At 73.4% G+C, this 25,239-nt stretch carries 15 protein-coding genes; 10 read left to right on the top strand and 5 right to left on the bottom strand.

Annotation, left to right across the window (positions count from 1 at the left end):
* Both FRCN3DRAFT_RS42030 and FRCN3DRAFT_RS42035 read left to right on the top strand, forming a co-directional pair.
* On the top strand, nucleotides 1–1,528 hold a 1,528-nt coding region (locus tag FRCN3DRAFT_RS42030; RefSeq protein ID WP_007517754.1), incomplete at its 5' end, for a WD40 repeat domain-containing protein.
* Between the two features lie 680 nt (nucleotides 1,529–2,208).
* Nucleotides 2,209–3,546: an HNH endonuclease signature motif containing protein gene (locus tag FRCN3DRAFT_RS42035; RefSeq protein ID WP_232793879.1), complete on the top strand. Its 1,338-nt coding sequence runs from the start codon at nucleotides 2,209–2,211 to the stop codon at nucleotides 3,544–3,546.
* Nucleotides 3,547–3,754: 208 nt separating this feature from the next.
* On the opposite strand, the gene FRCN3DRAFT_RS56990 is transcribed toward FRCN3DRAFT_RS42035, so the two are convergent.
* A complete protein-coding gene (locus FRCN3DRAFT_RS56990; protein ID WP_007517750.1) occupies nucleotides 3,755–6,181 on the bottom strand; it encodes a hypothetical protein in 2,427 nt (808 codons plus the stop codon).
* A gap of 88 nt (nucleotides 6,182–6,269) precedes the next feature.
* Entirely contained in the window at nucleotides 6,270–9,239 is a 2,970-nt protein-coding gene (locus tag FRCN3DRAFT_RS0200860) for a hypothetical protein (RefSeq protein ID WP_007517748.1), read from the bottom strand.
* A 507-nt stretch (nucleotides 9,240–9,746) separates the two neighbouring features.
* Between FRCN3DRAFT_RS0200860 and FRCN3DRAFT_RS0200865 the strand changes: the two genes are divergently transcribed.
* The 5 genes from FRCN3DRAFT_RS0200865 (at nucleotide 9,747) to FRCN3DRAFT_RS0200885 (ending at nucleotide 19,154) form a co-directional block, all read left to right on the top strand.
* Entirely contained in the window at nucleotides 9,747–10,898 is a 1,152-nt protein-coding gene (locus FRCN3DRAFT_RS0200865) for an ABC transporter permease (protein ID WP_007517746.1), read from the top strand.
* Nucleotides 10,898–12,220, top strand: coding sequence for an ABC transporter ATP-binding protein (locus FRCN3DRAFT_RS0200870; protein WP_007517744.1), 1,323 nt, complete (start codon nucleotides 10,898–10,900; stop codon nucleotides 12,218–12,220). The genes FRCN3DRAFT_RS0200865 and FRCN3DRAFT_RS0200870 overlap by 1 nt, the downstream gene beginning before the upstream one ends.
* A complete protein-coding gene (locus FRCN3DRAFT_RS0200875) occupies nucleotides 12,217–13,884 on the top strand; it encodes a glycosyltransferase (RefSeq protein WP_007517742.1) in 1,668 nt (555 codons plus the stop codon). Before FRCN3DRAFT_RS0200870 ends, FRCN3DRAFT_RS0200875 begins: the two co-directional genes overlap by 4 nt.
* Before the next feature lie 2,444 nt (nucleotides 13,885–16,328).
* Nucleotides 16,329–17,900, top strand: a complete 1,572-nt coding sequence (locus FRCN3DRAFT_RS0200880) for a glycosyltransferase family 4 protein (RefSeq protein WP_035925686.1) — start codon at nucleotides 16,329–16,331, stop codon at nucleotides 17,898–17,900.
* Nucleotides 17,901–17,963: 63 nt separating this feature from the next.
* Nucleotides 17,964–19,154, top strand: a complete 1,191-nt coding sequence (locus FRCN3DRAFT_RS0200885; protein ID WP_027140131.1) for a glycosyltransferase family 4 protein — start codon at nucleotides 17,964–17,966, stop codon at nucleotides 19,152–19,154.
* Nucleotides 19,155–19,231: 77 nt separating this feature from the next.
* Here the strand turns inward: FRCN3DRAFT_RS0200885 and FRCN3DRAFT_RS0200890 are convergent, their stop codons facing one another.
* A complete protein-coding gene (locus FRCN3DRAFT_RS0200890; RefSeq protein WP_007517736.1) occupies nucleotides 19,232–21,103 on the bottom strand; it encodes an MFS transporter in 1,872 nt (623 codons plus the stop codon).
* Nucleotides 21,104–21,452: 349 nt separating this feature from the next.
* Here FRCN3DRAFT_RS0200890 and FRCN3DRAFT_RS0200895 point away from each other — a divergent pair, with 349 nt between their 5' ends.
* Both FRCN3DRAFT_RS0200895 and FRCN3DRAFT_RS0200900 read left to right on the top strand, forming a co-directional pair.
* Nucleotides 21,453–21,800: a YciI family protein gene (locus tag FRCN3DRAFT_RS0200895; RefSeq protein ID WP_007517734.1), complete on the top strand. Its 348-nt coding sequence runs from the start codon at nucleotides 21,453–21,455 to the stop codon at nucleotides 21,798–21,800.
* 54 nt (nucleotides 21,801–21,854) lie between these two features.
* Nucleotides 21,855–23,195, top strand: a complete 1,341-nt coding sequence (locus FRCN3DRAFT_RS0200900) for an RNA polymerase sigma factor (RefSeq protein ID WP_007517732.1) — start codon at nucleotides 21,855–21,857, stop codon at nucleotides 23,193–23,195.
* 56 nt (nucleotides 23,196–23,251) lie between these two features.
* Here the strand turns inward: FRCN3DRAFT_RS0200900 and FRCN3DRAFT_RS0200905 are convergent, their stop codons facing one another.
* Nucleotides 23,252–23,845: a peroxiredoxin-like family protein gene (locus FRCN3DRAFT_RS0200905; protein WP_007517731.1), complete on the bottom strand. Its 594-nt coding sequence runs from the start codon at nucleotides 23,843–23,845 to the stop codon at nucleotides 23,252–23,254.
* 128 nt (nucleotides 23,846–23,973) lie between these two features.
* Here FRCN3DRAFT_RS0200905 and FRCN3DRAFT_RS0200910 point away from each other — a divergent pair, with 128 nt between their 5' ends.
* Nucleotides 23,974–24,606 (top strand): TetR/AcrR family transcriptional regulator, encoded by a 633-nt coding sequence (locus FRCN3DRAFT_RS0200910; protein ID WP_007517729.1) that lies wholly within the window; start codon nucleotides 23,974–23,976, stop codon nucleotides 24,604–24,606.
* Here FRCN3DRAFT_RS0200910 and FRCN3DRAFT_RS0200915 read toward each other — a convergent pair.
* Complete coding sequence (locus FRCN3DRAFT_RS0200915; RefSeq protein ID WP_007517728.1) at nucleotides 24,603–25,163, bottom strand: DUF6578 domain-containing protein; 561 nt, start codon at nucleotides 25,161–25,163, stop codon at nucleotides 24,603–24,605. The two genes, FRCN3DRAFT_RS0200910 and FRCN3DRAFT_RS0200915, sit on opposite strands and share 4 nt — an antisense overlap.
* Nucleotides 25,164–25,239: the final 76 nt, after the last annotated feature.

The raw sequence follows: 25,239 nt of genomic DNA on the forward strand, positions 1-25,239 counted from the left end.
CGACGCGGCGAGCGGGCCGGCCGGCGCCGGCGGGCACGGTCCCGAGTCGGGAAGTGACGGACCGGCCGGAGCCGAAGCCCGCGGTGGGTATCCTGGGCCGGCCGCGCGGACCTGGCGAGACCGGCTGCGCCACGGCTCCCTGATGATCACGCCGCTGCTCGCACTGATGCTGATCGCCGTCCTGATCCCGGTGGTGCTCGGGCGCTCGCCCGCGCCAAGCCCGACGCCGGCCTCGCTTGCCACCGAGGTCGCCACGTCCGCCGACAAGATCCGTTCCACCGACGCGAAGGTCGCCGACGCGCTGAGCCTCGCCGCCTTCCGGATCAGCCCGGCGCCGGCCGCCCGGGCAAGCCTGCGCACCTCGTTCGCCGGCGCCGCGGCGACCCCGTTGCCCGGCCACACCGCGTCGGTGCTTGGCGTCGCCGTGAGCCTCGACGGCCGGCTCGCCGCCACCGCCTCCGCCGACGGCACCACCCGTCTCTGGGACCTCGCGGCCCTGACCGGCCAGGCCGGGGAAGTGGGCTCCCGGGAAGCCGGCTCCCGGGATCCCGCTTCCCAAGAGGCTCTGCCAGCGGAGCCGGCCGCCCCGGCGGGGACGGCGGGGACGGCGGGGACGGCGACGCCGCCCAGGCCGCTCGCGGTCCTGCGCGGTCACGACGGCTGGGTCACGGCCGCCGCCTTCAGCCCGGACGGGACCCTGCTCGCCACGGCGGGCTATGACCGCACCGTGCTCCTGTGGAACGTGAGCAACCCGGCCAACCCGGTGAGGGTCGCGACGCTGACCGGCCATGAGGGCTACGTGCTGTCCGTCGCCTTCAGCCCGGACGGCGGGCTGCTGGCGACGTCCGGGTACGACGACACCGCGCGGATCTGGGACGTCGCCGACCCGGCACACCCGACACAGCTGAGCGTCCTGACCGGCCATACCGGCTGGGTACGTCAGGTGGCGTTCAGCCCCGACGGCCGGCTGCTGGCGACGGCCAGCACGGACCGCACGGCCCGTCTCTGGGAGATCGGCGACCCGCGCCATCCCCGCCAGCTCGCCACGCTGTCCGGTCACACCGACTACGTGTGGGCGGTGGCGTTCAGCCCCGACGGCCGCCAGCTCGCCACCGCCGGCTACGACGGCGTCGCGCGTCTCTGGGACGTCACCGATCCGGGGCACCCGCGCCCCCTGGAGACGATCAGGGCGGATTCCCACTGGGTGCTCGCGCTGGCCTTCAGCCCCGACGGCCGCACCCTCGCCACCGCCGGCCGTGACGACACGGTCCATCTCTGGGACCTCACCACGAGCGGTCGGCCAGCCCCCGTCGGGCAGCTCTCCGGCCACACCGACTGGATCCAGGACCTGGCCTTCACCCCCGACGGCCGGTCGACCCTCACCGTCGCCGCGGACCACACGGCGCGGCTGACCCCGCTCGATGACGCCACCCTCCTGGCGACCGCCTGCCGCACCGGATCCAACCAGCTCGATGCCGTCCAGTGGCAGCACTACATTCCCACCGCCCCCTACCGTCCCGTCTGCTGACGGCGGCCCCGCAGGCACCGCGCACTAAGCTGGCACGACCGCCGCCGTTCTTTGCTCTATTTATGCACCGACTTTCGGGCCATGGTTCGTCACGGCTTACTTCGACTCGCTTCAGCGCGTCACGGCAGACGGTCAACCATCGACGCGACTACCGCGCCAGCCGAATCGGCCCTAATACTCGACCAGCCGATATTACAGCAAAGCTGGCCTCGATCGTCAAATGAGCGGACCGGGGGTGCATTCTGACTACCCCCTCCATTCAAGCTGGGGAGGGCAGCGGGAATGACCGGTCCGGCACGACTGAACGTACCCGGCCCGCATTCCGAACTGGTTGATTTTTCCCTTCCCCGAGTTATCATGAACACATGTTCGATACGCGTGACGGCCATGCTCCGTCGTCGCCCGACGCACCGGCGGTTTCCACGGATACCGCTCCACCGCGAAAGGGTGTCCGATCCGGGCCCCCCTCCCGGCCCACCGGTTCCAGACCATCCCCGTTCGGCTCCCCGGCCCCACGGCGGTCGTCGCCCCGATCGGTGGCGCGTCCCTCCCGCCCGATCGCCGCCGCCGCCCAGATGCCCGTCCCCGCGGCGGAAGAGCCGGACGCGATGTCTCTGGACGCGGGGTCTGCGATGTCTCTGGACGCGGGGTCTTCTGTCGCGGGGCCCGAAGGTGGACCGTTGAGGTGGCTCGCCCAGGCGGATACCGCCCTGGAGGCCGTACTGGCCGGGCTGGCTGGCTGCGCCGAGAGGGAGGCGTTTGACCTGGTGGCGGGGCTTGTCCGGCTGGCTTCCCGTCTGCAGGGGTTGACGATCCGGGCGCAGGTCCAGCTGGCGAGGCTGCGGCCGGCGCCTCCTGGCTGCGGCGATGAGGACGGTGGGCCCTACTCGGAGTTCCTTGCCGACGAGTTGGCCGCCGAGCTGGGTCAGTCGCCCCGCACCGCTTCCGACCGGCTCGCGCGGGCCTGGGATATCGCCCATCAGGTGCCCGACGCGCTCGACGCGTTGACGTCGGGCCAGCTGGACTACCCCCGGCTACTCGCGCTGCACGACGTCACCCAGGCACTGTCCGGCGGGCAACGAGCCACCGTCGAGACACAGATGCTGGCCGGCAGCCGGTTGAAGTCGCCGTCGCAGTGGCGCCGCAAGCTGCACCGGATGGTCGCTCGGATCGATCCGGACGCCGCCGCGCGGCGGCGCAGGGAAGCCCACGCCCAGCGCGGGGTCACCGTCCGGCCACTCGAAGACGGTATGGGCCTGCTGTCGGCGACGTTGACGGCCCAGGACGCACACGCGATCTTCGAGCGGATCGACCGGATCGCGAAAGCCGATGCCCGTGCCGACGGCGACAGACGGCCGATCGACGCCCGGCGCGCGGACGTTCTCGCGGCGCTGGTGCTGGGTAACCGCCGCGAGCTGGTGAAGGTCGAGATTCAGGTCATCGCCGCCGTCGGCACCCTCGCTGGGCTGGACGACAACCCCGCCGAACTCGTCGGACATGGCCCGATCCCGGCCACGGTCGGCCGGACGCTGGCCGCCGACGCGAACTGGCGCCGTGTCCTGACCGACCCGGAAACCGGCACGGTCCTGGACCTCGGACACCGACGGATCCCGACCCCGGCGCTTGCCCGGCTCATCCGACATCGAGACACCCGATGCGTCTTTCCCGGCTGCGGAATGCCCGCCACCTGCTGCGACATCGATCATACGGTCGCTCACGCCACGGGCGGTCGCACGGCGCTCGACAACCTTGGCCTGCTCTGCCGCCATCACCATTCGGCAAAACATCGAGGTGGCTGGACGTTGGGCCAACCAGAACCAGGAATCTTCATCTGGACCAGTCCAACTTCCCGGATCCACCGGGTCGACACCACCGCGAACGACGAGGAAGGCCTACTCCCTGACGAAGACACCAAGAACTGGACCACCAAACCCGCCGCCCCTTTGGCAAACTCACCGACCCGCCTCAGCGCCAGCGACAAGACTCGAACGCGCAGGGAAGCTCCCTGCCCCTTCTAGCTCCGTTTCTGTATAACCACTTTTCCGTCCAGCCCTGTTTCCGTGCGGCTCCGTTTCCGTCTAGCCCTGCGTCTTTGATGCGAAGCGCGGACACTCGCCACCCATGCCAGGTCCTCCCCTATAGCCGCCAACTGCCGCGACCGGACTAGCCACAGGTGCCGGAGACAGGTGCCAGCCACAGCTACCAGCAACAGGTACCGGAGACAGGTCAGGAGGGGCGGTCGGGTTTCTGGTTGCGGTCGGAGGCCTGACCACCGTTGCGGCCGGAGGCCCGGTGGCGGGGCTCGTGCCGGTCGGCGGCGAAGGCACCGCGGCGGCGGCGGGGGACGCCAGAGCGGTCGAACAGGGGTGGCTGGCCGGGTGCGCCGAGCTCGGCCGGTCGGCCGGAGTCCGGCGGATGGACCGACGCGCCTGGCGGGATGGACTGGCCGGCGGGAATCGGCCGACCCGGCTGGATCGGCGTCACCGACTGGGCCGGGCTCGACGGTCCCCCACCGGCCAGCGGCGGGGGAAACGGCGACGACACCGGCGACCGGACGGACGCGCCACCGGTCGAGGACGGGTCGAACAAGGCCGGGTCGAGCATGGACGGGGCGGCCAGGGGCGACAGCGGTGGCGACGACGGAAGCGGGGACGGCGAGGGAGGCGGTAGTGACGGAGCGGGTAGTGACGGAGTCGGTATCGGCGCCAGCGGCGACGGGGTCAGCAGGACGGCGCCGGCGCCCGCGCCCGGCGGGACCGACAGCGCGAGCGGCTCACCCGGAGGCGGCACGGGCGGAGGCGGTGGCACGGGCGGCACGGGCGGAGAGGGCGGCACGGACCACCCGGCGCGGGCCCGCCGCGGCGGGTCGGCGGCGGACTGGCCGGGGGTCCACAGCGAGGGTTCCTGGTGGCCTGGGCCGCTGGCGACGATGTCCGGCCCGTCGGCGTGGTGATGTGGCCGGTGACGGCCGCGAAGTCGCTCGTCGGCTTCCTGGCCGGCGCCGGGCCTCCGGCTGGCGGTGCCACCGGCCGCCGGACCGCCGCCGGTGGAGCCTGGCGGAAGGGCCAACGCCCGAGCCCCACCGTCACCGTCGCCGCTCATGCCGAGGTCGCCGCCGAGCGAGCCGTGGACGGCGCCGTCGGGGCCGTCGGCGCCCGGGCCGCTGCCGGGCGGCAGGGCCAGCCGGCCGAAGGCGCCGGCCGCGGCCGGGTCTGCGAGCTGGGTGCGGCGGCGTTCCTCCTCCTGGGCGAGCCGGGCCCTGGCCTGCTCGTAGCGGCTCGGGCCGCGGCGCAGCCTCGCCCGCAGCCGGGAGTCGGCGGAGCGGGCGGCGGCGACCAGGCGCGGTTCCTCCAGCCGGGCGCCCAGTGCCTCGGCGGCCATCGCCCGCTCGGCGGCGAGTTCCCGTTCGAGCTGGGCGATCCGGTCGGACTTCTCGATGTCGAGCGCGACGAGGCGCATGCGCTCGGCGTCGAGCTTCATCCATTCCTGCTGGTGCAGCTGGGCGGCGGCCATCGCATCGTCACGGGTAGCCACGGCCCGCAGGTACAGCTCGATCCGGTTGCGCTCCAGCCGGGCCAGCAGCGGGTTGGCCACCCAGGGCGACAGCAGCTCGGCGACCCTGGTCGCGAACGGTGCCCGCCGGTCGACGACGACCCCGAGGCCGAGGACCGGCGCGACGGTGAAGAACCGAAGCTCGGGGTGGCCGGCGACGAACTCCTCGACGGCGGTGCGCACCCCGTTGCGCGGCCCGCCCTCGGCGAGCGCCCACGCGTAGGCGCCGCCGCCGCGCATCCCGCGGCCCAGGACGGCGTCGGACGCGTCGAGCGTCACTCCGGCGTCCCAGGAGTGCGGCTGAAGGTCGGCGTCGGTGAGGCGGTCGGGGGCCCGGTACTGGTCGCGCCGGCCGGTGGGCCAGCCGACGTCGTGGACGATGACCAGCGGGAACGTGGTCCGGCCGAACTCGTGGACGGCGTCGTCGACCGCGCCGAGCGTGGCGGCGACGGTGGCGTAGTTCGCGTCGCCGTCGATCAGGTAGGCGTCGGTCGGGGTGTGCCCCTCGAGCCCGGCGGCGCCGTGGTCGCGTACCACCTCGATGTCCAGGCCGCGCCCGGCGCTCGGCACCCGGCCCGGCTCGAGGTCGACGACGAGGAGCCGGCCGCCGCCGCCGGCGCGGAGCAGGTCGACGAGCAGGCTGGTCGTCGAGCCGTTCTCGGCGCCGAGCAGGGTGATGCTGCGGGCGCCGGCCGCGCCCAGCAAGGGCAGCCACACCTCCCGCAGGTCGACGACCGACCGCAGCGGCATCGGCTGGCTACCGCCGCGGTTCGCGGCGCTCGGGTCGTAGCCCTGGACCGCGCCGCGGCCGCCCGGGCCGTACACGGCGATCTCGCCAGCACCGGGTGCACCGGGCGAACCAGCCGCACCGGCCGCGTCGACGGCCGCCGCCAGGTCGGCGAAGCTCGCCCGCAGGGCGCCTTCCCCGGGCCCGGCGCCGTCGGTACCGGGAAGGCGCAGGGGGCCGGTGTTCGCCGACGCGGTCGAACGGACGTAGGGGCGCGCGGTGTGGGAGATGGGCTGGTCGTCCAGGCCATCCGGCCCGTCGAGGCCGTCGGGGCCTGCCGGCTCGGCCGGGACAGTGTTCGGTGTGTCGTTCACCGCGGGCCTCCCAGCCGGCCGTCTCGACCTGTCCAGGCCCGGCGCCGGATCCCGCGAGGCGGGTCGCCCGCCCGGGGCCTTCCAGCTGTCACCGCAGGCCTCCCAGCTGTCGCATCACCCGGCGGGCAGCCCGGCGAGGCAGCTGCGGCCCGGAGGCCGAGCCCGCCGCGGCAGGCGCGGGAGCGGCCACTGGGTCCCCCCGGATCCCCATCCAACCAAAGGCGAACTCGACGTCAATTGCGTACGTGCCACCCAACTCTGGCATGCCGGGCAGATCCAGGTTGTAGACGAGTTGCGGGTCGTCGTCGAGGATTTCGACCAAGTTGGGCTGCAGTATTCGCAGTCCCACCAGGTTGAGAACAATGCCGCGCCTACGGTCCGCCAATCCGGCGCCGCCGACCGCCCGGGCGGGGATACTGCCTCCCACCACATCCGGAAGCGAACCCGGCCCGTCGAACGCGGTGATGGTGATCTGTCGAGGCTCACCCGAGCCGACGACATGGAAGCCGAGGGTGAGCCAGTCGAGCCGGAGCAGGCCCCGCCGGCCGGCGGGATCGACCCGGACGCGGCGCACGCCGACGGCGTCGACGACCCGCAGCCGCACCAGCGACAGCCCGTCCCGGCCGGCGTAGGGCACCGCGGTGGCCTTGGGGCCGCGGGCGAAGTCCGCGCCGGTGTCCACGTACACCTCGACGGGGCCGGCCGCGGCCGGCGCGGACAGCTCCCCTGGGTCGATCCCCGCGGCGGCCGCGAGCTCGGTGACGACCGCCAGCGGCCGGTTCGCGACGGCGGCGACGGCCGCGGGCCAGGTCGCCTCGCGCAGCGGCAGCTCCGCCAGGCCCGCCGGGCTCAGATAGGGCATCCGCCTGATCAGCTCGGCGGGCAGCAGGCCCCGGCCGTCGTGCTCGGCGGGTTGGGCTGGCTGGGCGGGCCCACGCCGGCCGGCGGGTGCCGGGGCACTCGACGCCTGGATGCCGATCGGCTCGTCGTCGTCGCCGTCATGGCGCCAGGAACCGAATGCGGCGGCCTCCGCCGCCGTCGGTCGGGCGACGAAGCGGGCCAGCATGCGCAGCAGCGCGAGCCGGGCGCTGTCACCGCCCAGCGACGGCAGCGCGCTGTCGGGGCTGTCCAGGCTCTCCGCGCGCCGGCAGCGCAACCACTCCTGCTGGAAGGCGCGGGCGCCGTCCTGGGCCGCCGCCCGCTGCGCGAGCTGGGTGCGGCTGGTCCGGGTGAGGCCCAGCAGCGGGGTGGACGTCTCGTCGAACGAGGCGAGCCGACCCGTGTCGGCCATGGCGACCTGCTCGACGACCGCCGGGGCGCGCAGCAGCTGCCCGGCGAGGCGCGCTGGCTGGCCGCCGGAGGCGAGGTAGCCCTCCATCCGGTGGCCGGCGAGCCGGTGCTCGAGCGCGACGGGACCGGTCGCCAGGTAGAGCCCGACGGGTTTGACCTCGCGGCCGGTGGCGGTGAGCAGCCGGGCGAGCAGCGCCTGGGTGGTCCCGTCCCAGCCGAGATCGACGAGCACCGCCGGGCCCCGCTCGGGCAGCCGTTCGTCCAGGTAGCGCAGGAACCGTTCGCGCAGCCGCTCGGCGGCCAGCACGATCTCGCCGCGGACGCGGTCGTCCCGGCTGAGCGTCTCCAGCAGCTCGTCGAGGATCTCGTCGAGCAGCCCGGCCGGCACGTCCAGCCGGCGGCCGGCGAGGGCGGAGATCCCGGGGGCGGCGGCGAGGTCGACCCGTAGCCGGCGCAGCAGCGCCCCGACGGTGCCCACCGCGCCCCCGGCGCCAGGAGCCGGGCCGGGGCCGGCGTGCGCGGGGCCGGTGCCGGCATGCCGCAGGAAGGCTCGCAGCTCCTCGGGTGAGGCCTCGAAGACGTTCGCCAGCGCGCACACCTCGCGCGACGCCCACAGCGGCCGGGCGGCGACGCCGGCGTCGCGCCCGGGGCCCTCCAGCAGGCTCGCGACGAACCGGCCGGAACGCATCAGGCAGAACGCCTCGTCGGCGCCCAGCTCCCGGGTGCGCTCGACGACCCACTCGGCGAAGCCGGTGAACACCGGGCCGAACACGGTCGCCCCGGTGTCCCAGAAGCGGCGCAGCGCCCGGGGGACGGCGGCGGCGTCGGCCCGGTGCAGGACGCGGGCGCGCAGCGCGGTCAGCCCGAAGTCGCCGTACTCGAGATCGACGGGGGAAGCGTCGTCCGGGTCGTCGAGCAGTCCCTCCATCGCGAGCGTCGCGCGCAGGTCGCGGGCGGGACCGCCCCTGCGCATGATCGTGACGCTCCGCCCACCGCGGCCGTCATGGGCACCCGAACCGCCCGAACCGCCCAGCCCACCCGAACCACCCGAACCACCCAGCGCGCCCTGCCCACCGATCGGGTCCTGGCCGGCCGAGCCGGTGTGCTCGCCGACCGGGTCGCCGGCCAGGTATAGCAGCCTCGACGCGGGGGCGCCGGTCGCCGCGAGCACGTGGCCGAGCAGGCCGTCGGCCGTCCCGACGCCGATGTCGGCCGAGGTGAACGGGCCGGCGAACGGGATGCCCACGAGCTCCGGACGGGCCAGCAGGCGTTCCAGCTGCGCCGCGGACAGGCAGGTGTCGGCGACGAGGTAGACCGGCAGGCCCAGCTTGAGCGCGGCGAGCTCGGCGAGCTCGGCGGCGGCGAGGTCGACGCGGTGGGCCGCCCGCAGCGCGGCGACCTCGGCCTCCACCAGCGGGGCGAGCTCACCAGCGCCCGGCAGCGCGGGCAGCAGCAGCGTCCAGATCTCGTCCAGCCGCGGCGGGGGGCCGTTGTCATCGCCGGCGACGGCCGCGCCCTCGCGGGTGGCCAGCGCCCGGCGGCCGGCCTGGCGCTCGGCGAGGATCCTCAGCTGGGCGAACTGCGCGGGGGTGACGCCGGCCGGCAGCCGGCCGGCGGCGGCGAGCCGCTCACCGAGCAGCAGGAACACGTGCGCCGGGCGCGGTGCCAGCCGCCACAGCAGCGTGTCGAAGACGTCGACGACCAGCGCGTCGGCCCCGCCCGAGTCGAGGTGCGACCAGGCATCCCCCAGCCTCGCGTCGGTGAACACCGCGGTCACCCCCGTTCCAACGTCGTCGGCCAGGTGACGGCGCGGGAGACGGCCGGTGGCATCCCGGAAAGCCCCAGATGTCCGCGCCGCCGCGTACGGTCGCCTCCGACAGGTCACGAGGGAGGAGCCGGCCACCCTACCTTCGGCGGGGTGGACTGCACCGTCACGCCTCCTTCGGCCAGGGCGGGGACAAGGCGCCGACCGGTGCCGGAGCAGGCTGGCCGATACTATGAACCGCTTCCCGGATAGCGGGCACCGGCGTCAACGGCGACGCGGACGGTGGGGTGGCCGTGCGCCCACCGTGCTCTTCCCGTGCGACGGTGGTGCCATCCGGGTGCGACATGAACGCAGGGCGCTACCGTCGCCAAATCCGGACCTCACCCGCCTCGGTGGGCACAACCGGGACCATGGCACGATCTGGACAACAACCGGGGCCGCGCCAAGGCGCGTGACGGTCCCGCGACGTCCAGGGTCCGGCGTCGTACAGGGTCGAGAAGGAGCCGAGGAGTGCAGCTCGCAGGTGCTGGCCCCGCCGCCGACCCGGGCGGCGCGGCAGGAGCGTCCCCGGCACCGTCGCCGTTGACCACCGCGACGCCGCCGCCCTCACCGTCCGCGTCGCCGACGCCGGACGAGTCGTCGCCGACGCCCGCGTTCTCGCCGACGCCGCGGCCGACGCCGACGCCGACGCCGACGCGCAGGTCCGGCGCCGGGCCACGGCACGCGGCCAGGAACTCCCCGCAGGCCTCCCGGTCGGCCTTCGCGGGTCCGGGAGAGACCCCGGGCCCCGACGGGACGGGTGGAGCCCCAGGGGCGCTGGCCAAGCGGTCGCGCGCGCAGAGCAGGGTCCGCTGGGAGCTGCTGCGCAACCTGATCCGCAAGGACATCAAGGTCAAGTACAAGGGCTCGACCCTCGGCTTCGCCTGGTCCCTGGCGAACCCGCTGCTGCTGCTCGTGGTGTACACGTTCGTCTTCCAGGTCGTGTTCAAGTCGGGCGTGCCGCGGTTCGGCATCTACTTCCTGTCCGGCCTGCTCATCTGGAACGCGTTCGCGGGCAGCGTGTCGACAGCCTGCGGCAGCGTCGTCGGCAACGCGAACCTGGTGAAGAAGGTCCGCTTCCCGCTGCAGGTACTACCGCTGTCCGCGGTCGGCTTCGCCGCGGTGCACTTCGTGCTGCAGCTGCTGGTACTGCTGGTGCTCACCCTGGCGCTCGGCTACCCGCTGATCGGTGGCGGGCTGCTGCTGCTCGTCCCGGCCGGCGCGGTCGCGCTGGTGTTCACCATCGGGATGTCGATGCTGGTCTCGGCGCTGTCGGTGCGGTTCAAGGACGTGCCGCACCTCGTCGAGGTGGCCCTGATGGCCTGGATCTGGCTGAACCCGATGGTCTACGCGTTCGGGCTGATCCAGCAACGGCTGCACGAGTACACCTGGATCTACGAGCTGAACCCGATGGCCGTGGTGGTCATGGCGTTCCAGCGGGCCATCTACGTCGACGCCACCGCCACCAAGCCCGACGGCAGCCAGCTGCAGGTCCTCGCCGACCCGGGGTACCTCTACTACCTTGAGCGCCTGGCCATGGCGGGGACGATCTCCCTGGGCGTGCTGGTGCTCGGCGTCTGGGTGTTCCGCAAGCTGCAGGCCGACTTCGCCGAGGACCTCTAGTGAGCCAGACCTCCCCACCCCTGCCCGTCGGCGCGGCCGCGACGTCGGCGCTCGCCCGGCCGGCCGGCGGTGGCGCGACCGCCAGCGTCAGCGCCGGGGTGCTGCCGACCGGGGGCGCGAGCGCCAGGGGCGGCCCCGCGGCCGGGGCCGGCCCGACCGTGATCCGCGCGACCGGCGTCAGCAAGAAGTTCGTCTCGTACCACAAGCGGGCGACCAGCCTGAAGGAGGCGTTCGTCCGCCGCGGCGGCCTGGCCGGCGAGGACTTCTGGGCGCTGCGCGACATCAACATCGAGATCGCTCGCGGCCAGACCGTCGGCCTCGCCGGCGCGAACGGCTCCGGCAAGTCGACGACGCTCAAGGTGCTCGCCGGGATCCTGCGCCCGACCAGCGGCAAGGTCGAGGTGCACGGCCGGATCGCCTCGCTGCTGGAGCTGGGCGCCGGGTTCAACGGCGAGCTGTCCGGCCGGGACAACGTCTACCTGAACGCCTCCCTGCTCGGCCTGTCCAAGCGTGAGATCGACAAGCTGTTCGACTCGATCGTCGACTTCGCCGAGCTGTCACACAAGATCGACGACGAGGTGAAGCACTACTCGTCCGGCCAGTACGTCCGGCTCGGCTTCGCCGTCGCCGTGCACGTCGACCCCGACATCCTGCTCGTCGACGAGGTGCTCGCCGTCGGTGACGAGGCGTTCCAGCGCAAGTGCCTCGCCAAGATCGACGAGTTCCGGAACCAGGGCCGCACGATCCTGTTCGTCACGCACTCCCTCGACCTCATCGAGAACATGTGCGACCGGGTGGTCGTGCTCGAGGCCGGCAAGGTGATCCACGACGGCGCCCCGGCGGTCGGCACGAAGCTGCTGCGCCAGCGGCTGGGCAGCTCGCCGACCGAGGGCGCCGGCGCCTACGGCACGGCGACGGTCCGGCCGGAGACCGTCACCTTCAGCTCGTCGCCGGGCGGGGCGCCGCAGATCTCCTTCGACCCGGGCGACCCGATGACGATGAGCGTCGGCATCGAGGTCACCGAGGGCGCGCCCGAGCGGGTCCGCGCGCGCTGCGTCATCGTCGGCCAGAACGAGATCCCGATCTGGGTGATGGAGACTCCGCCCGCGGGTATCCCGGTCAGCCAGGGCTTCACCATCCTCGACTTCACCATCGGCTCGATACCAGCGCTGCTCGGCGCGTTCGCGGTGCGGGTGGAGGTCGCCGACGCGGCGACCGGCACGCCCATCACCTCCCGCCGCTTCCACGAGCTGTTCGGGATCAACAGCTCGCACGCCGAGGGCCTGGTCCACGTCGACTACGAGGCAAGGCCGCGGACATGAGCCACATCGCCGACCTGACCACCAGCGACCCAACCAGCAGCGGCCTGACCGGCAGCGGCCTGGCGCACGGCGGCCGCCACGGCGGCGGCCTGACGACGGGTGCCGCGCTCGGCCCGGCCCCCGGGACGGTGGCCGCGGGTTCGCTGACCAAGGCCACGCCGGACGCCCCGAGCGCCGGCGGCGTCTCAGGTGCCCCCACGGGGGACGGCGCGATGCCCGCCGCCGGCCACCCCGACGGCGGCGGGTCCGGCGCCGGCTGGGGTGGGCGACCGGTGGCGACCATCGTCATCGTCAACTGGAACGGCGCGCACCTGCTACCGCCCTGCCTGGACGCGGTCGCCAAGCAGAACACCGCCTTCGGCTTCCAGACCTGGGTCGTCGACAACGCGTCCAGCGACCACTCGCGGGCGATGCTCGCCGAGCGCTACCCCTGGGTGCGGGTGATCGAGTCGCCGAAGAACCTCGGCTTCGCCGGCGGCAACAACCTGGCGCTGCGCCAGGTGAACACCGCCTACGCGGTGCTGCTGAACAACGACGCGGTCCCGGAGCCGGACTGGTTGGCCAACCTGCTGGCCCCGTTCGACCAGCCCGGCGGGGACAAGCTCGGCGCCGTCACCGGCAAGGTGGTGTTCCTGCCGCGGTTCCTGCGGCTGCGCCTGGAGACCGCGACCTTCTCGCCGGGCCCGCACGACTCGCGCTCGCTCGGCGTGCGAATCTCGTCGGTGACGGTCAACGGCCGCGACGTGCTACGCGAGGTCCTCTGGGAGAAGCTGACCTTCGGGGCCGAAGGGCCGCCCACCGCGCCGTTCTTCTGGACGCGCGGCACCGGCGAGCTGCTCGTGCCCGTGCCCGAGCGCGGGTCGGTCACGCTCGGGCTGGCCTGGGCGGCCGAGGCCGCGAAGACGGTCATGCTCAGCTGGGACGGGCACACCGGCCCGGCCGACGGCGGCCCCGGCTGGGCGGAGGCCGACGGCGGCGCCGCCCGCTTCGCCGCGCTGCCGGTCACCGGCACCGAGCCGAACGCCGTCTCGGTGACGATCGACGACACCGCGCCCCGCGTCGACGTCATCAACAACGTCGGCGGGATCGTGCTGCGCGACGGCTACGGCGCCGACCGCGGTTACCAGGAGGTCGACACCGGCCAGTTCGCCAACCCCGAGGAGGTCTTCACAGCCTGCGGGAACGGAATGGCGATGCGCGCGGCACTCGGCCACGACCTCGGCTGGTTCGACGACGACTTCTTCCTCTACTACGAGGACACGGACCTGTCCTGGCGGATCCGCTCGCGGGGATACAGCATCCGCTACGTCCCCGGTGCCGTGCTGCGGCACGTGCACTCGGCGTCGAGCGTCGAATGGTCGCCGCTGTTCGTCTTCCACACCGACCGCAACCGGCTGCTCATGCTGACCAAGGACGCGACGCTGCCGCTCGCCCTGTCCGCGGTCGCGCGCTACCCGGTGACCACCACGTCGATCGCCGTACGTACGCTGCGCCAGGCGTGGCGGGCGCGCAGCCGGCCGGCGGTGCGGCCCACGCTGCTGCGACTCAAGGTGATCGGGTCATACCTGCGACTGTTCCCGGCCATGCTCGGGAGGCGCCGGGAGATCGGGCGCACCGCGAGCGAACGGCGTCGATCGCTGCAGGACTGGCTGGTGTCACGATGACGGACCGCCCCGACGACAGCACCCGCAGAGACCGCCCCTTCGACGCGCGCGGCCGAGACGGCCGAGACGGCTTGGACGGCGGCTGGTCCGGTGAGGAATGGTCGGCACAGCGGCCCGACTCGCTCGCCGCACCGGCGTCGAGGGAGTCGGCACCGATCGACTTCGACCCACTCGACCCGCTGGGCCTGAGCCGGCTCGGACGGCTGGACCCGCCAAACCGTGTGGACCCGCTGGACCTGCCCACCCGCTACGACGAGAGCGCGCGGCCAGCCCCCCTCGGCTCGTCCTTCGACCCGCTGGACCGGCCGGGCATGCTGGAGCCCCTGCGCGGGCTGGAGCCGCTGCCGCCGCTGGGCGCTCCCATCCGGTCGGACGAGGGCACCAGGCCGGCACCGCCGCGGTCACGCCCGGACCCGTTCTCCTCGCTGGAACGCCTGTCGCCTTTGGAGTCCATGCCGTTGTCCGAGGCATGGTCGTCCCGCGAGCCGCTGACGTCGCCACGGGCCGCCGCACCGACGGAACCGACCGACTCCGACTCCGCCGGCCAGGAGCCGTTCGGCCCGTCCTCCGGCCTGGAACCGCTCACGGGTCGTGGTGGCGGCATGCCGCTGGAAGGACAGGTCATCGACCGGGCCACCGGTCGCCCGGTCGACATCGCCGCCCAGGACGCCCGTCTGGCCGGCGCGTCGTACTTCGGCTCGAGAGCGTCCGCCGACGATGACCCCGACGCCAGGCTGGGCACGGTCGCGGCGCCGGGCGGTCACGGCCCCGCCGACGACGGCGACGACGACCACGGCGGCGTGTTCTCCCGTGTGTCCCTCGGGCTGGACGACGAGGCGCGTCAGATATTCGATGGCGCGGTACTCGACGAGGCGGTTCTCGACGAGGCGGTTCTCGACGACTCGGTCCTCGACGCGGTGGTACTCGACGCGGATCAGGTGATCGACGTCGACCCGGTGCTCGACGTGGACCTGCGCGAGCCACTCGACGAGCTGCCCCGCTGGGACCCCCTCTCCGACGACCTGCCGGACGAGCTGGCCGCGGGCCTCACCGCCGAGCCGACGCCGGCCGACGACCTGCTGGCTGGCCAACCGCCCGCGGTCATCCCCGACCCGGACGCGGCCCCGATCGGGTTCGTCCCGGACGGCGGGTTCGTCCCAGACGGCGGGTTCGTGCCAGACGACGGGTTCGTCCCGGATCCTGGCGCCGCCTCCGGCGGTGGGCTGGTGTTCGACGATGGCCGGATCTTCGACGACGACCTCGCGGCCCCTTCCACCGCCTTCAGCGGCCCGATGTTCGACGACGGCCAGGTCTTCGACAGCGGCCAGGTCTTCGACAGCGGCCGGGTTCTCGACAGCGGCCGGGTTCTCGACAGCGGCCAGGTTCTCGACGATGGTCCGGCGTTCCCCGCGCCCGGCTCGTTCGACGACATCCCGGCGTTCCCGGCCCCCGGCTCGTTCGACGAGCGGCTTGGCTTCGTCGGTGCTCTGGGCGGCGACTACGGTGACGCGCTGCCCGCCGATGTCCTCGGCCCCGTGCTCGACGACGCTCGGCTCGAAGACGCTCGGCCGGCATCGGCCGGTAGCGACACTTACGAGCCCGCGATCGAGCTGCCCGACGCGGAGGCGGACGACATCGCCGACTCCGACCTCGAGAGCGCCGACAACGTCGACGCCCTCTCCGGCGTCGATCTCCCCATGGACAGAGGCGTCTTCGAGGCCGTCGACGAGCTTCCCGCGAGCGAGCTTCCCGTCGACGAGCTTCCCGTCGACGAGATTTCCGCGAGCGGGCCGGCACCGACGGGCGGGGATGGTGCCGCCGAGGTCGTCGAGGCCCCGGAGACTCCCGCGGCCGTCGCGGCCGTCGCGGCGGACGACGCGGTGCACATAGACGACGCGGTGCTCGTAGCCGACACGGGCCTCTCAGATCTCTCAGATCTCCCGGACGAAGCGGGCATCGACGAGACGGGTACCGACGGCGCCGGACCTCGCGGCGAGGACGACGCCGCGGAACCCCCCAACCCATCAGCGCCGGTGCATCCCGGCCAACCGACCGAGCGGGCGTTCATGCTGTACTCCGGTTTCTCCGGTGAGCGCCGGCACGTCGGTTTCCAGATCGGGACCCTGCCGGAGCCGGCGATCCCGGAGCGCGCGGTGCCGAACCTGGCCGTGCCGTCGCCCGTGGCCGCCGAGCCGAGCGCCGCGGCACCCGTCTCCAGCGGCGGCGCCGTCCCGCTGCGCGCACGGTTCGCGGGCGGGCTGGCGGCCGGTGACGACCTGGCCGACGCTTACCGGGTGGCCCAGGACGAGAACGTCCCGACGCGGCAGCCCGCCCAGACGAGCGCGGCCACGACGACGCCCGCTGACGCCGCCGGCACAGCGACGGGCGCCGGCACAGCGGGTGTCGGCACTCCCGTGGCGGGCGAGGCGGCGGCGACCGGATCGATGATCATCCCGGCGGGCCGGCGGGTGCGGGCGGCCGTCTACAACCGGTTCTGGCACTCGATGGGCGGCGGCGAGCGCCACAACGGCATGATCGCCCAGGTGATGGCCGCGGACGGCGTCGAGGTCGACATCCTCGGTCACTCGGACGTCAATCTCGCCGACCTCGGCGCGCACCTCGGCCTGGACCTTTCGGACTGCCGCTACGTCCGGATCCCGGACCGCGGCGAGGAGGACCTGTCGGTCCGGTCCGGTGAGTACGACCTGTTCATCAACGGCTCCTACATGAGCCGGCTGCCGACCCGGTCGCGCAAGGCCGCCTACCTGTGCTTCTTCCCGACGCCGTTCGACCACGACATGGCGGCCTGGCGCAAGGCGGCCGTGCGCTCGGCCGGGCCGTTGCTGCGCGGGGTACGCCCGGCGGTCGACTTCGGCGTCGGCTGGTACCCGCCGGAGGGCGGCCGGGTGCGCCAGTGGCGCTGGTCGTCCGGGAACGCGGTGCTCTCGATCTCCCCCGGCAGCGAGCGGGTGCTGCGCGGAGACTTCGGCCGGCCCGGCGCTCCGACCGGCACCTCGCTGCGGATCATCGACGCCGACGGTGAGACGCTCGCCAAGATCGACGTGGGTGCGGAGTTCGTCGCGCACGAGATCCCGCTGCCCGAGTCGCCGACCGGCACCGAGATCACCCTGGTCTGCGAGCCGTTCACCCCCGGCCCCGCCGACGTACGCGAGCTCGGCGTGGCCATCAGCCGGCCGCGGGTGACCGACGCGGACGAAAGCCCGCGCGCCAAGGTGGCGCTGCGCTTCCCCTGGCTGCTGCGCGACCCGCACGACCTGGCCTGGCTCGACCGCTACGACGCGGTGATGGCCAACTCCGACTACACCCGCGGCTGGATCCGGCGGATGTGGCGGCAGGAGGCCGACGTCCTCTACCCGCCGATCCAGGTCGAACGGCTGCACCCGGCGGCCACGCGGGAGAAGACCATCGTCACCGTCGGACGGTTCTTCGCACCCGGCCTCGGGCACGCGAAGCGCCAGCTGGAGATGGTCCAGTGGTTCGGCGAGCTGCATGCCAGTGGGACGATGCCCGGCTGGACGATGCACGTCGTCGGCGGCATGGAGGACTCGCAGAAGCCGTACGTCGAGCAGATCAAGAAGGCCGCGGTCGGTCTGCCGGTCGAGGTGCACCCGAACGCGGCCCGCGGCGACGTCGAGCGGCTCCTGTCCACGGGCTCGGTGTTCTGGTCGGCGACCGGGTGGGGCGAGGACGAGCGGCGCCGGCCGTGGACGGCCGAGCACTTCGGGATGACGACGGTCGAGGCGATGGCCGGCGGCTGCGTTCCGGTGGTCATCGACCGCGCCGGTCAGCGCGAGATCGTCCGGCACAGCATCGACGGCTTCCGCTGGACGGAGCCGGACCAGCTGCTGTCGTTCACCCGCCGGCTCGCCACCGAAGAGGATCTGCGTGCCCGGCTGGCCACCGAGGCGGCCGGGCGGGCCGGGCACTTCTCCGACGCGGCGTTCGCCGAGCGCTGGCGTTCGATCGCCGCGCACCACCACCTGTACGAAGGCTGACGGGCGCTGAAGACGAACGGCAGGGTGACGAGCGGCCAGGTGCCGCCGCTCCAGGTGCCGCCGCTGCGAGTCGTGCTCGACGGCACCCCCCTGCTGGGCCGGCGGACCGGTGTCGGGCGCTATGTCGAGAACCTGCTGGCCGGGCTGGCCGACCCCGCCCGCGACGAGCCGGCGACGCGTCCGCTGGAGCTCGCCGCCACGGCGTTCACCTGGCGGGGCCTCGACGGTCTCGCCGAGGCGCTGCCACCGGGCGTCGCCCCCGCGGCGCGGCGGGTGCCGGCCCGGCTGCTGCAGGAGATCTGGGCCGGCGGCGAGCGGCTGCCCATCGAGCTGCTCACCGGGCGGGCCGACGTCGTCCACGGCACGAACTTCGTGCTGCCGCCGCTGCGCGCCGCGCGCGGCGTGCTGACCATCCACGACCTGTCCTACCTGCGCACCCCGGACACGGTCAGCGCCGCCTCCGCCCGCTACACCACGCTGGTCCCGCGCGGGCTGCGCCGGGCCGCGGAGGTCATCACCCCGAGCCAGGCGGTCGCCGAGGAGGTGATCGCGGCCTACCGGATCGACCGCGACCGGGTCACCGCCACTCCCCTCGGGGTGGACGACGCCTGGTTCGACGCGGTGCCGCCCAAGCCTGGCTGGCTCGAGGAGCGCGGTCTCCCCGAGCGCTACCTGCTGTTCGTCGGCACCGCCGAGCCGCGCAAGAACCTTCGGGTGCTGCTGTCCGCGCTGCGCGGCCTGCACGGGACCTACCCGGACATCCCGCCGCTGGTGCTGGTCGGCCCGCCGGGCTGGGGGGCGGCGCTCGACACCGCGGGGCTGCCCGCCAGGGCGGTCATCAGTGCCGGCTACCTCGACGAGGCCGACCTGCGTACCGCCGTCGCCGGAGCGATCGCGCTGTGCTTCCCGTCCCGCTATGAGGGTTTCGGCCTGCCGCCGCTGGAGGCACTCGCCGCCGGGACACCTGTCATCGCCGCGGACATCCCGGCGGTCCGCGAGGTGACCGGGCCGGTCGTCGGCGCCGCGGTCCGCCTCATCCCGCCCGCGGACGTCGACCGGCTGGCCGACGCCCTGCTCGACGTGATCGACGGTGGTCACGGCGGTCTGGCCGACGGCTCGGCGCGGGCCGGCGGCGCCGCCGTGGCCGGCCCCGCGGACCCGCGCCGCGCCGGCCGCGAACACGCCCGCACCTTCACCTGGCGCCGCACCGCCGCGCTGACCGCCGAGGTCTACCGCCGAGCCGCCGGCTCCTGAGCCGCGCGGCGAGCCGCTCGCCCGAACCCGCCCGGCCTCGCCCGGCCTCGCCCGAGCCCGCCCGGACGGCCGGCCGGCTAGTCGCCGGGTCGGGCAGTGGACTCGGCGGTGGCGGCCAGGACCTCCGGGCCGTCGATGACGGCCACCGTGGGCAGGATGGACGTCGCGGGTACGGGCTCCGTGGGTGTGGTCGGACCGTCCGCGTGGATATAGCGGCCGCCGCGCAGGAGGGACGCGGCGGCGGCGATCAGCGTCATGACGATCGACATCGTGAAGACGATCGTCAGACCGTGGTGGAACGGGCCGGTGATCAGGGAGGGGAAGAACTCCTTGCCGGTCAGGGCCTGGGCATCGCCCGGTGGCAGGTTCGCGAGCGTGTCCTGGCCTACGAGGTGCTCGATGGGGTTGTAGCCGAGGAACGCGGCGAACAGGCTGCCGACCGGGGGCAGCGAGCCGACCTGGCCCGCCACGTCCGCGGGCACGCCGTGGGAGGTCAGACCGTCGGTCAGAGTCCTGGGCAGCACCGAGGCGAGGCCCGCGATCATCAGCGAGAAGAACACGCCGATGGACAGCACACTGCCGGAGTTCATGAACGTCGACCGCATGCCGGACCCGCTCCCGCGCAGGTCGGTCGGTATCGAGTTCATGATCGCCGCCGAGTTGGGCGCGGCGAACAGGCCGGAGCCTATGCCGTTCAGCAGCAACAGCAGCGCGAACGGCACGTAGTGGAAGTTCGTGGGTATCAGGAGCAGACCGACGAGCGAGCACGCGGACAGCACCAGCCCACCCGTGGAGAAGACCCGGGCGCCGAACCGGTCGGACAGCGCCCCGGACACCGGCCCCGCGACGAGGAAGCCGAGCGTCAGCGGCAGCATGTAGATGCCGGCCCACAGCGGGGTCTGCTCGTAGTCGTAGCCGTGTAGCGGCAGCCAGATCCCCTGCAGCCAGATGATCAGCATGAACTGCAGGCCGCCCCGGGCGATCGCGGTCAGCAGCAGGGCGATGTTGCCCGCCGCGAAGGAACGGATCCGGAACAGCTGCAGCCGGAACATCGGGTGCGCGACCCTCGTCTCGATGACGGCGAACGCCCAGAGCACGGCCACGCCGCCGATCAGCCCCGTGAGCACCTTGGGGTTCGTCCAGCCCATCAGGTGGCCGCCGTATGGCTGGATGCCGTAGGTAACGGCGGCGAGCAGCGCGGTCAGGCCGACGGCGAACGTCAGGTTGCCCAGCCAGTCGATCTTCGACGCGGTGCGGCGACCGTTGTCCCGCAGGCTGATGTAGGCCCACACGGTGCCTGCCAGGCCGATCGGGACGTTCACCCAGAAGATCGCCCGCCAGTTCCACTCCGACAGCACACCGCCCAGGACGAGGCCGAGGAAGGAGCCGGCGAGCGCGGCGACCTGGTTGATGCCGAGCGCCATGCCCCGCCGGTTCGCGGGGAACGCGTCGGTGATGATCGCCGCCGAGTTGGCCATCAGCATCGCGCCGCCGATCCCCTGGAGGATCCGCACCACGATCAGGAACATCGCGGCCTTCGAGCCCGTCCACGGGGTGAGCGCCAGGGCCGCGGACGTGACGGTGAAGACGGCGAAGCCGGCGTTGTAGATCCGTACCCGGCCGAACATGTCGCCGAGCCGCCCGAGCGTGACGACCAGCACCGCGACCGCGACCATGTATCCCATCAGCATCCAGAGCAGGTAGCTGATGTTGCCTGGTTCCAACGGGTCGAGACCGATTCCCCGGAAGATCGCCGGCAGAGAGATGATCACAATGGACGCGTCGATCGACGCCATCAACACGCCCACGGTCGTGTTCGACAGCGCGATCATGGCGTAGTGCCGCCCGCGGTCGGGTGACGCCGCGCCGCCACCCCCGGTGGAGTCGGCGTCGGCGGAGTTGGCGCCGGGGGCGGCCGGGCTGGCGGGTGAGGGCGGCCTCGCGGTCATCGTCGGTGCTGCTCCCCTCCGGGCCGGCATTCAGCGCCGTCAGAGGTGAACCCGCGGACGCGCGCCCCCGACCAGGCCCGGCGAGTCGGCGGCACATACTTGCTTAACACAAGCTAACGATCGACATGTCCTCCCGGCCAAAAATCTGACGTTCACGTAACTGATCGACTCCAGGGGCGTCACACCCGAGGTCACGCCGCGTCCGGTGGTGGGCACAGACGGGCGGTCGGACGGTCGGGCGGGGGCGGTCGGGCAGAATTTTCCCGGACGGTGTCGATCCGGCCAGAGGTCGTTCGTCGGATCGGTGAGCGGCCCGAGAGGCGGGCCGCGCGACAACTGGGGACGCGCGATGACACAGTACCTGATCCTGATCTACGAGGACGAGGCCGGCTACGTCGCCGGCGGCGAGGCCGCGAACGACCGGGCGATGCGCGAGCACACGGCGTTCGGGGAGAAGAACGGGGCGTCGCTGCGCGGCGGCAACGCCCTGCAGCCGGTCAGCACCGCGACGTCGGTCCGCGCGGACGGCGCCGGCGGGTTCACCGTCACCGACGGCCCGTTCGCCGAGACGAAGGAGGCCCTCGGCGGTTACTACCTCGTCGAGGCCGCCGACCTCGACGAGGCGATCGCGATCGCGAAGGAGGTCCCGGCGCCGTACGGCGGTGTCGAGGTCCGCCCGATCATGACCTTCGAGTAGGCCGGGAACACCTGGTGGGCGCGGACCTGTTCTGAGTGTTTCCGGAGGTCCGAGATGCGTTCCGCCGAGGTCGCGGCCGCGGTCGCCGACGCGCACCGGCGCGAGTGGGCGTACGTGCTCGCGGCGACCGTCCGCGTCACCCGCGACCTCGACCTCGCCGAGGAGTGCGTCCAGGAGGCCTACGCCCGAGCGCTGACGGCCTGGGCGGACGAGGGGATCCCCGCGCGGCCGGGCGGCTGGCTGACGACGGTCGCCCGGCGCCGCGCCATCGACCTGCTCCGCCGGGACGCGGCCCTGCGCCGCAGCCTGCCGCTGCTCATCGAGAACGAGGCCGCGCCAGGCCCGGAGGACGAGGTCGCCTCGCTCTCCGGGCCGCGTCCCCGGTCACGGCCCGGGATGCCGGCGCTGGACCTCACCGACCTGCCGGTGGTCGAGGGCGCCGCCGACGACCGGCTTCGGCTGATCTTCACCTGCTGCCACCCGGCGCTGGCGCCCGAGACGCGGGTGGCGCTCACCCTGCGGCTGCTGTGCGGGCTGACGACGGCCGAGGTGGCGCGGTCGTTCCTCGTCAGCGAGCCGACGATGGCCGCCCGGATCACCCGGGCCAAGAAGAAGATCACGGCGGCCCGGATCCCGTACCGGGTGCCGCCGCCGGCCGAGCTTCCCGAACGGGTCGACGCGGTGCTCGCCGTCGTCCACCTGCTCTTCACGACCGGCCACACCGCGCCCGCCGGTGCCGACCTGGTCCGCCGCGATCTCGTCGAGCGGGCGCTGGATCTGGCCAGGATGCTGCGGCTGCTCCTGCCCGACGACCCGGACGTCGCCGGCCTGCTCGCCCTGATCCTGCTCACCGATGCCCGGGCGGCCGGGAGGGTCGGCCCCGACGGGCGGCTGCTGCTGCTCGCCGAGCAGGACAGGGCTCAGTGGGATCGGGCCGCGATCGACGAGGGCGTCGCCCTGGTCCGCGAGGCGCTGCGTCGGCGCGGGCCGGGCCACGGCCCCGGCCGGCTACCCGGCCGGTACCCGCTGATGGCCGCGATCGCGGCGGTGCACTCCGGCTCGCCCAGCTGGGCCGACACCGACTGGCGGGAGATCGTCGGCCTGTACGGACTGCTGGCCGCGCGCTGGCCGTCGCCGGTGGTGGCTCTCAACCGGGCGGTCGCGGTCGGCTTCGCGGACGGGCCAGCCGCCGGCCTCGCCGCGCTGGACGACCTCGCCGCCGAACCCCAGCTCGCCGGCTACGGCTACCTCCCGGCCGCCCGCGCCGACTTCCTGCGCCAGCTCGGCCGCTCGAGCGAGGCCCGCCTCGCCTACGAGGAGGCTCTGGCCCTCACCGACAACGCCGTCGAACGCGACTTCCTCACCACCCGCCTCCACCAGCTCGACCGACCCTGAGGCCCGGGGCTCGAAGGGCGGGGGCAGAGGGCGGAGAGCGGAGGGCGGAGGAACCGTCAGCCGGCCTGGGCCAGCTCCCGTGGGGCGGCGGCCAGGGCGAGCAGCTCGTCGACGGACCACTGGTCGTAGGCGTGCTCGCCGTACTTGACGGCGAGCACCTTGCCGTCTGGCGTGATCAGGAAGTCGCCGGGCAGGCCGACGCGGCCGTGCGGCTGGCGCCGGGCCGGCGGGCGGTCCCGCCCCCGCAGGACTGCCCAGGTGCTACGGGCGACCCCGCCGATGACCGCCCCCCAGGCCCGCGGGTCGAGCAGCGCGCGGGCGGCCGACTCGACCCCGAAGTCGGCGTAGAGCCGCTTGTCCGGGTCGGCGACCAGCGTGAAGGGCAGCTCGTCGGCGTAACGGGCGAGCTCGGCCGCCGGCGAGTGGAAGACGACGACCTCCCGTACCCCGGCCTCTTCGATCTCCGCGATCCGCCGGGCGACCGAGCGAAGGTGCAGGTTGCAGATGGGACAGCCGGCGAACCGCCGGAACTGCAGGTGGACCAGCCGGCCAGCCGGGTCGGGCACGGGTACGGGCGGGCCGGCGACGGGCACAAGCTCGCGGGCGGCGACCAGGTCACCGGGCCGCACCGGGTTTCGCGGGGTGTACATCAGGTGCTCACTCCCACCGTAGGCGTACGGGGTACGCCTACCAGAGTAGGCGTACGTTGTACGCTGTCAACCCCAGCTCGGCGGCCGCCGACCGTCGAACCGCCCCGACTACCCGATGGACGGTCACGATGCCGCGCCGCCCCTCGCTCACCCACCTGCAGCTGGCGTCGGCGGCCCTCGACGTCGTCGACCGGGACGGCCTCGCCGGACTGACCATGCGAGCCGTCGCCACCCAGCTCGGCGTGAGCACGATGGGGCTCTACCGATACGTCCAGGACCGGGACGAGCTGGAAGCGCTGGTCGTCGAGACCGTCCTCGGCGAGATCGACACCGACCAGCCGGGGCCAGGCGACGCCGCGTCCTGGCAGGAGCAGCTCACGGTGATGGCCAGGCGGCTGCGCGCCGCGGTGGGCACCCACCCGTCGACCGTCCCACTGGCGCTCACCCGCCGGTACCGTTCGACGGCGATCATGCGCTGGTCGGAGACGGTGCTCGCCATCCTGGCCGGCGCCGGCATCGACGGCGAACGGCGCGTGATCGCGTTGCGCAGCCTCCTGGCCTACGCGATCGGCGCCATCCAGCTCGAGCACCTCGGCGGCCCATCCGGCCTCGACGCCCTGGCCACCGCCCCGATCCCCGGCCCCGTCGCCTCGTCGGAGTTTCCGTTCCTGGCAGACAGCGCGGCCGTGGCGGCCGCCGTCAGCCGCGACGACGAGTTCGTCGGCGGCGTGGCCCTTCTCCTGGACGGCCTGACTCCCTAGGAGGCGGGATCGGTTCCTACGTCGAGGTCGACGAGGATGCCGGTCTGCACCGTCCCTATCTGCCCTGGCCGCAGGGCGGTCTGGAACCGTTTCGGTGCGGTGGTCACGTCTTCGTAGGACGGCGGCTCGTCGGTGGGCTGCCAGCTTTTCGGCCCGACCTCGATCATGCGGCGAGTCTGGACCCGAATGCCGCGGATGGTGCCGTGGGTCTCCGGGAACGACTCCGGAACACCGGCGTGATGGTCCTCACCGATGTAGCCGGTAAGCCGGACCGGACCCGCCGTGGGCTGGCGCGCCACCCAGTAGAGCGACAGACCGTCGGCGACGTCCGGAGCTCCCAGCCAGGTGCCGTAGCGGGGACTGTTCGGCGGCATCGGCGCCGTCGGGGAGTCCAGGTGCGCGGCGACCAGGTCCAGCTCGACCAGCCCGGCCCCGTCGGAGCCGTTGCGCCCCGACTGTTCGGTGAACACGAGCTGCCATCTCACGCGGTCTCCCACCGAGAACGGGTCCATGCAGCACTCGATCTGCCAACTTTCGACGTGCACAGGCAGGCGCATGTCTACATGGTCCCGGGCTGATGGCCACGACATTCGGCATATCCCCTCAACAGCACGGTCGACTTTCGCGGGCCGA

Origin of the sequence: Pseudofrankia saprophytica (assembly GCF_000235425.2) — a bacterium.
GTDB lineage: Bacteria > Actinomycetota > Actinomycetes > Frankiales > Frankiaceae > Pseudofrankia > Pseudofrankia saprophytica.

Coding starts and splice junctions, on each gene's coding strand:
- FRCN3DRAFT_RS0200875 (WP_007517742.1), top strand. CDS start 12,217: ATGAGCCACATCGCCGACCTGACCACCAGCGACCCAACCAGCAGCGGC.
- FRCN3DRAFT_RS0200880 (WP_035925686.1), top strand. CDS start 16,329: ATGATCATCCCGGCGGGCCGGCGGGTGCGGGCGGCCGTCTACAACCGG.
- FRCN3DRAFT_RS0200890 (WP_007517736.1), bottom strand. CDS start 21,103: ATGACCGCGAGGCCGCCCTCACCCGCCAGCCCGGCCGCCCCCGGCGCC.
- FRCN3DRAFT_RS0200895 (WP_007517734.1), top strand. CDS start 21,453: ATGACACAGTACCTGATCCTGATCTACGAGGACGAGGCCGGCTACGTC.
- FRCN3DRAFT_RS0200900 (WP_007517732.1), top strand. CDS start 21,855: ATGCGTTCCGCCGAGGTCGCGGCCGCGGTCGCCGACGCGCACCGGCGC.
- FRCN3DRAFT_RS0200905 (WP_007517731.1), bottom strand. CDS start 23,845: ATGTACACCCCGCGAAACCCGGTGCGGCCCGGTGACCTGGTCGCCGCC.
- FRCN3DRAFT_RS0200910 (WP_007517729.1), top strand. CDS start 23,974: ATGCCGCGCCGCCCCTCGCTCACCCACCTGCAGCTGGCGTCGGCGGCC.
- FRCN3DRAFT_RS0200915 (WP_007517728.1), bottom strand. CDS start 25,163: ATGCGCCTGCCTGTGCACGTCGAAAGTTGGCAGATCGAGTGCTGCATG.